Source organism: Mesorhizobium sp. M8A.F.Ca.ET.202.01.1.1, assembly GCF_004791595.1.
In the GTDB taxonomy this organism is placed as follows: domain Bacteria; phylum Pseudomonadota; class Alphaproteobacteria; order Rhizobiales; family Rhizobiaceae; genus Mesorhizobium.
Window position 1 is genome coordinate 1 of the sequence record NZ_SRUN01000327.1, and the last position, 280, is coordinate 280.

Below are 280 nucleotides of genomic sequence, written 5' to 3' on the forward strand. Positions count from 1 at the left end.
AATCGTTGGATACACCGAACAGCCCGCCCCGTGCGGGCTGTTTCGCATTCAGGATTTGCCGTAAACGTCGCGCTGGAATAGGCTGCGGGCATGAACCCAGGCCCCACTGCCAAGGTCGCCGCAGCCCCCACTGCCGCCGTACCCGACTACGTCCTCCAGCTCGAACGCGCCGCCCACTACCTGCCGCCGGAACAGCTGCCGCTGTTGCGCCGTGCCTGGGAAGTCGGAGCCTCCGCGCACGCTGGGCAGACGCGCAAGTCGGGCGAGCCCTACATCACCC

1 protein-coding gene is annotated in these 280 nt (G+C 67.5%); it reads left to right on the forward strand.

The features are described from left to right. Positions 1–90: 90 nt before the first annotated feature. Positions 91–280 (forward strand): hypothetical protein (locus EN845_RS35060; protein WP_135931361.1); only part of this gene is annotated, 190 nt, incomplete at its 3' end.